Origin of the sequence: Kitasatospora sp. NPDC059462 (assembly GCF_042749955.1) — a bacterium.
In the GTDB taxonomy this organism is placed as follows: Bacteria; Actinomycetota; Actinomycetes; order Streptomycetales; family Streptomycetaceae; genus Kitasatospora.
Genome location: NZ_JBHYUU010000136.1, coordinates 1 through 5,034 on the forward strand (window position 1 = coordinate 1; position 5,034 = coordinate 5,034).

4 protein-coding genes are annotated in these 5,034 nt (G+C 72.2%); all 4 read right to left on the reverse strand.

What is annotated here, in order from left to right; translation table 11 throughout:
* Window positions 1-108: 108 nt before the first annotated feature.
* Entirely contained in the window at window positions 109-1,128 is a 1,020-nt protein-coding gene (locus ACFXAM_RS27790; protein WP_380295222.1) for a LacI family DNA-binding transcriptional regulator, read from the reverse strand.
* A 25-nt stretch (window positions 1,129-1,153) separates the two neighbouring features.
* Window positions 1,154-2,860, reverse strand: coding sequence for a glycoside hydrolase family 13 protein (locus tag ACFXAM_RS27795; RefSeq protein WP_380295223.1), 1,707 nt, complete (start codon window positions 2,858-2,860; stop codon window positions 1,154-1,156).
* 61 nt (window positions 2,861-2,921) lie between these two features.
* A complete protein-coding gene (locus ACFXAM_RS27800) occupies window positions 2,922-3,833 on the reverse strand; it encodes a sugar ABC transporter permease (protein ID WP_380295225.1) in 912 nt (303 codons plus the stop codon).
* A gap of 37 nt (window positions 3,834-3,870) precedes the next feature.
* Window positions 3,871-4,872, reverse strand: coding sequence for a carbohydrate ABC transporter permease (locus tag ACFXAM_RS27805; RefSeq protein ID WP_380295227.1), 1,002 nt, complete (start codon window positions 4,870-4,872; stop codon window positions 3,871-3,873).
* Window positions 4,873-5,034: the final 162 nt, after the last annotated feature.

Consider the following 5,034-nt stretch of genomic DNA (forward strand, 5'->3'; position numbering starts at 1 on the left):
CGCCGCCCCCGGGTCCCCCCCGCCCCCCCCGACGTTCCTGGTGGGCTGCGGGGCACCGCCGGGGGGGCCGGGGTGCCGGCTGCTCCCGGGCCCCCGCGGCGTACGGACTCAGCGCGCCCGGGCGCCGGTCGAGCCGCGCATCACCAGCTCCGGCTGGAACATGAACTCCCCGCGCTGCGCGGCGTTCCCGCCGACCTCCTCCAGCAGCGCGTCCACCGCCGCGGTGGCCATCGCCTCCACCGGCTGGCGGACGGTGGTCAGCGGCGGCTCGGTGAAGGCGATCAGCGGCGAGTCGTCGAAGCCGACCACCGAGACGTCCTGCGGCACCGCCAGGCCCCGCTGCCGGACCGCGCGGATCGCGCCGAGCGCCATCATGTCGCTGCCGCAGACGATCGCCGTGCAGCCCTTGTCGAGCAGCGCCCCGGCCGCCGCGTGCCCGCCCTCCACGCTGAACAGCGTGTGGTGGACCAGCCCCTCGGCCTCCTCGGCGCCGAGGCCCAGCACCTCCCGCATGGCCGCGGTGAAGCCCTCGATCTTGCGCAGCACCGGCACGTAGCGCTGCTGGCCGACGGCCAGGCCGATCCGCTCGTGGCCGAGTTCGGCCAGGTGCTGGACGGCCATCCACATCGCGGCCCGGTCGTCCGGCGAGATGAACGGCGCGTCGATGCGCTCGCTGTAGCCGTTGATCAGCACGAACGGCACCCCGCGCCCGGCCAGCCGGGCGTAGCGGTCGTGGTCGGCGGTGGAGTCGGCGTGCAGGCCGGAGACGAAGACGATGCCCGCCACGCCCCGGTCCACCAGCATCTCGACGAGCTCGTCCTCGGTGGAGCCGCCCGGCGTCTGGGTGCAGAGCACCGGTGTGAAGCCGTGCCGGCTCAGCACCTGCTCGATCACCTGGGCCAGGGCCGGGAAGATCGGGTTGCTCAGCTCCGGGGTGATCAGGCCGATCAGCCCGGCGCTGCGCCGGCGCAGCCGGGTCGGCCGCTCGTAGCCGAGCACGTCCAGGGCCGCCAGCACGGTCTGCCGGGTGGTGGCCGAGACGTTGGCCTTGCCGTTGAGCACGCGGGAGACGGTGGCTTCGCTGACCCCCGCCTGCGCCGCGATGTCTGAGAGTCGCGCCGTAGTCACGGTCCCAGAGCCTATTGCAACCACGTCAGACCGCCCACCAGTCGGTGCTGTCGGCGGCGAGCACCGCCTCGCCGTCCACCACGTCCGGGCCGGCGCCGGCGGAGGTGAGCAGCAGTCGGCCGGGGGCCGGTATCCGGACCGGGGCACCGGTGGTGTTGACGGTGCAGACGAAGGAGCCGCGGCGGAACGCCAGGGTGCCCTCGGGCGCGGGGAGCCACTGGACGTCGGCACCGGCGCCGAGGTCGGGGTTCGCCTTGCGGACGGCCAGGGCCGAGCGGTAGAGCTCCAGGGTGGAGGTCGGGTCGCCGGTCTGCGCCTCGACGCTGAGGGCGGCCCATTCGGCGGGCTGCGGCAGCCAGGACGGCCCGCCGGCGGTGGGGCCGAAGCCGTAGGGGGCCTCGGTACCGGACCACGGGATCGGGACGCGGCAGCCGTCGCGGTAGCCGTCCTGGCCGGCCTTGCGGAAGAACGACGGGTCCTGGCGGACCTCGTCGGGCAGGTCGGTGACGTCCGGCAGGCCGAGTTCCTCGCCCTGGTAGACGTAGGCGGAGCCGGGCAGGGCGAGCATCAGCAGGGTGGCGGCGCGGGCGCGGCGCAGGCCGAGTCCGCGGTCGCCGGGGGTGCGGATCTGGGTGCCGAGGCCCGGCGGGTTGGCGAACCGGGTGGCGTGCCGGGTGACGTCGTGGTTGGAGAGCACCCAGGTGGTGGGGGCGTCGACGGGGCGCATCGAGTCGAGCGAGAGGTCGATCACGGCGCGCAGTTCGGCGGCGTCCCAGGAGGTGCCGAGGTACTGGAAGTTGAAGGCCTGGTGCAGTTCGTCGGGGCGCACGTAGTTGGCGGTGCGCCGGACGGTCGGGGTCCAGGCCTCGGCGACGCCGATCCGCTGTCCCGGGTACTCGTCGAGGATCGTGCGCCAGGCGCGGTAGATCGCGTGCACGCCGTCCTGGTCGAAGAAGGGCATGACGTCGTTGCCGAGCAGCTTGAGCTGGTCGGCGCCGCCGAGGTCGGGCAGGCCGGGGGCCTTGACCAGACCGTGGGCGACGTCGATGCGGAAGCCGTCGACGCCCATGTCCAGCCAGAAGCGCAGGATGGAGCGGAACTCGTCGGCGACGGCCGGGCTGTCCCAGTTGAAGTCGGGCTGCTCGGGGGCGAACAGGTGCAGGTACCAGTCGCCGGGGGTGCCGTCCGGGTTCTCGGTGCGGGTCCAGGCGGGGCCGCCGAAGATGGACTCCCAGTCGTTGGGCGGCAGTTCGCCGTTGTCGCCCTTGCCGGGGCGGAAGTGGTAGCGCTCGCGCAGCGGGGAGCCGGGGCCCTCGCGCAGGGCGCGCTTGAACCACTCGTGCTGGTCGGAGGAGTGGTTGGGGACGAGGTCCACGATGATCCGCAGGCCCAGCCGGTGGGCGTCGCGGATCAGCGTGTCGGCGTCCAGCAGGGTGCCGAACATCGGGTCGACGGCCCGGTAGTCGGCGACGTCGTAGCCGGCGTCGGCCTGCGGGGAGGCGTAGAACGGCGAGAGCCAGACGGCGTCCACGCCGAGGTCGCGCAGGTAGGGCAGGCGGCTGCGGATGCCGGGCAGGTCGCCCATGCCGTCGCCGTTGGAGTCGGCGAAGCTGCGCGGGTACACCTGGTAGATGACCGCGTCCCGCCACCAGCCTCTGTCCGCGGCGGCACCGGCCTCGTGAGCGGTGGCGTCGTCGGCGGGCCGGGAGGTGTCGGCCAGGTTCTGGGTCATGGACGGTATCCCTTGCGGAGTGTGGCGGGCGGAGCGGTCGGGACGTCGGCGGGGACGCCGGTCAGGACTTCGAGGCGCCGGCGGTCAGGCCGGTCACCAGGTGGCGCTGCACCAGGTAGAAGAGGGCCGAGGAGGGGATGGCGATCAGCACGGCGGTCGCGGCCATCAGGTTCCACTGGGCGTCGTGCTCGCTGACGAAGGTCTGGAGTCCGACGGCGAGGGTGTACTTGTCGGAGCTGAGCATGAAGGTGGAGGCGAAGGCGACCTCGGCCCAGGCGGTGAGGAAGGAGTAGAACGCGGCGACCGCCAGGCCCGGGCGGGCGAGCGGCAGCACCAGCCGCCAGAAGGTGCCGAACGGGGTGAGCCCGTCGACCCGGCCGGCCTCGTCGATCTCCACCGGGATGGTGTCGAAGTAGCCCTTCATCAGCCAGGCGCAGTAGGGCACGGTGGTGGTCGAGTAGACCAGGATCAGGCCGAGGTAGCTGTCCAGCAGGTCGAGCTCGGACAGGATCGTGTACATCGGCACGATCAGCACCGCGATCGGGAACATCTGGGTGACCAGCAGCGACCACATCAGCGGGCGGTGGCCGGGGAAGCGCATCCGGGAGACGGCGTAGCCGGTGGAGGCGGCGATCAGCACGCCGAAGACGGTGGTGACGCCGGAGACCAGGAAGGCGTTGCCGAACCAGGTGAAGAAGTCGGTGTCGAACAGCACCGTCTCGTAGTTCGAGAGGGTCAGCTTGTCGAGGATCTCGCCGGGGTGCAGGTAGTCGGTCTTGTCCGGGCCGAACGAGACGTAGAGGATCCACGCCACCGGGAACAGCGCGATCAGGCTGGCCAGGATCAGCGCGCCGTGCATCAGGGTCCTGGCGAGCGGGCCGGTGCCGCCGCGGCGGCGGACCTTGGCCGGGCGGGCGGCGGGGGCCGCGGACCGGGCGGCGAGGGGGGTGGGTCGGTCGGTGGTGGTGCTCATCGGGGTGCCTCCTTCGTGGTCGCTTGGTTGGCCGGGGTCAGCCGTTCGCCCGCTCGTTGCGGGCGAGCCAGCGGCGGTAGAAGGCGGTGAAGACGACCAGGATGGAGAGCAGGATGACGCCGTAGGCGGCGGACTGCGCGTAGTCCCGGGGCTGCTGGCCGAAGCCGAGCCGGTAGGCCCAGGTGACCAGCAGCTGGGCGTCGGGGGCGCCGTTGCCGAACAGCAGGAAGATGACGGCGAACTGGTTGAACGTCCAGATGATGCCGAGCAGGACGACGGTCGAGGAGACGGTGCGCAGGCCGGGCAGGGTGACGTGGCGGAAGCGCTGCCAGGCGGTGGCGCCGTCCATCTCGGCGGCCTCGTACAGCTCGGCGGGGATCGACTGGAGGCCGCCGAGCAGCGAGATCATCATGAACGGCACGCCGACCCAGGTGTTGACCATGACGGCGGCGGCCTTCTGCGCGGTCGGGTCGTCCAGCCAGCCGGGTTCGGGCAGGTGCAGGGCGGCGAGCAGGCCGTTGACGGCGCCGCCGTCGGCGAGCATCAGCCGCCAGGAGAAGACGGTGACGAAGGTCGGCACGGCCCAGGGCAGGATGAGCAGCATCCGGTAGACGGCGCGCCCGCGCAGCTTCTGGTTGAGCAGCAGGGCCAGGCCCAGGCCGATGGTGTAGTGGAGGCCGACGCAGAGCGCGGTCCAGGCGATGGTCCAGACGAAGTGCGACCAGAAGCGGTCGTAGGAGCCGGGGCCCCAGAGGATGTCGGCGTAGTTGTCGAAGCCGACGAAGCGGTAGCCCGCCGGGATCTCGTTGGCGCCGATCTTGCGGGCGACGTTGAGGCTGTTGGCGTCGGTGAGGGTGAGCCAGAGGCCCTCGGCGAGCGGGTAGAGCACCAGGACGCCGAGCACGAGCACGACCGGCGCGATCATCGCGTAGGCGTACCAGTGCCTGGCGTACGAGCGCTTGACGCGTTCCATCAGGCCCGGACGCGGATCGCGCTGCCGGCTGCCCTTGCCGGTGGCGCGCTGCACGGCGACTGACATTGTTCGACACCTTCTCGGGGGAGGTCCGCCGCCTCGCTTCGGCGACTGCTGTGACGGGTCCGGCCCTCCGGGCCGCCGGGGGAACGGCGGACCCGACGGCGGGGTGGGGGGTGGACTACATGGCGAATCCCGGGTGGATCTTTTCGTAATCGGTGGCGACGG

Bases quoted from the DNA above. Each gene is read 5' to 3' on its own strand.
- ACFXAM_RS27805 (WP_380295227.1), bottom strand. From the start codon at position 4,872: ATGTCAGTCGCCGTGCAGCGCGCCACCGGCAAGGGCAGCCGGCAGCGC.
- ACFXAM_RS27800 (WP_380295225.1), bottom strand. From the start codon at position 3,833: ATGAGCACCACCACCGACCGACCCACCCCCCTCGCCGCCCGGTCCGCG.
- ACFXAM_RS27795 (WP_380295223.1), bottom strand. From the start codon at position 2,860: ATGACCCAGAACCTGGCCGACACCTCCCGGCCCGCCGACGACGCCACC.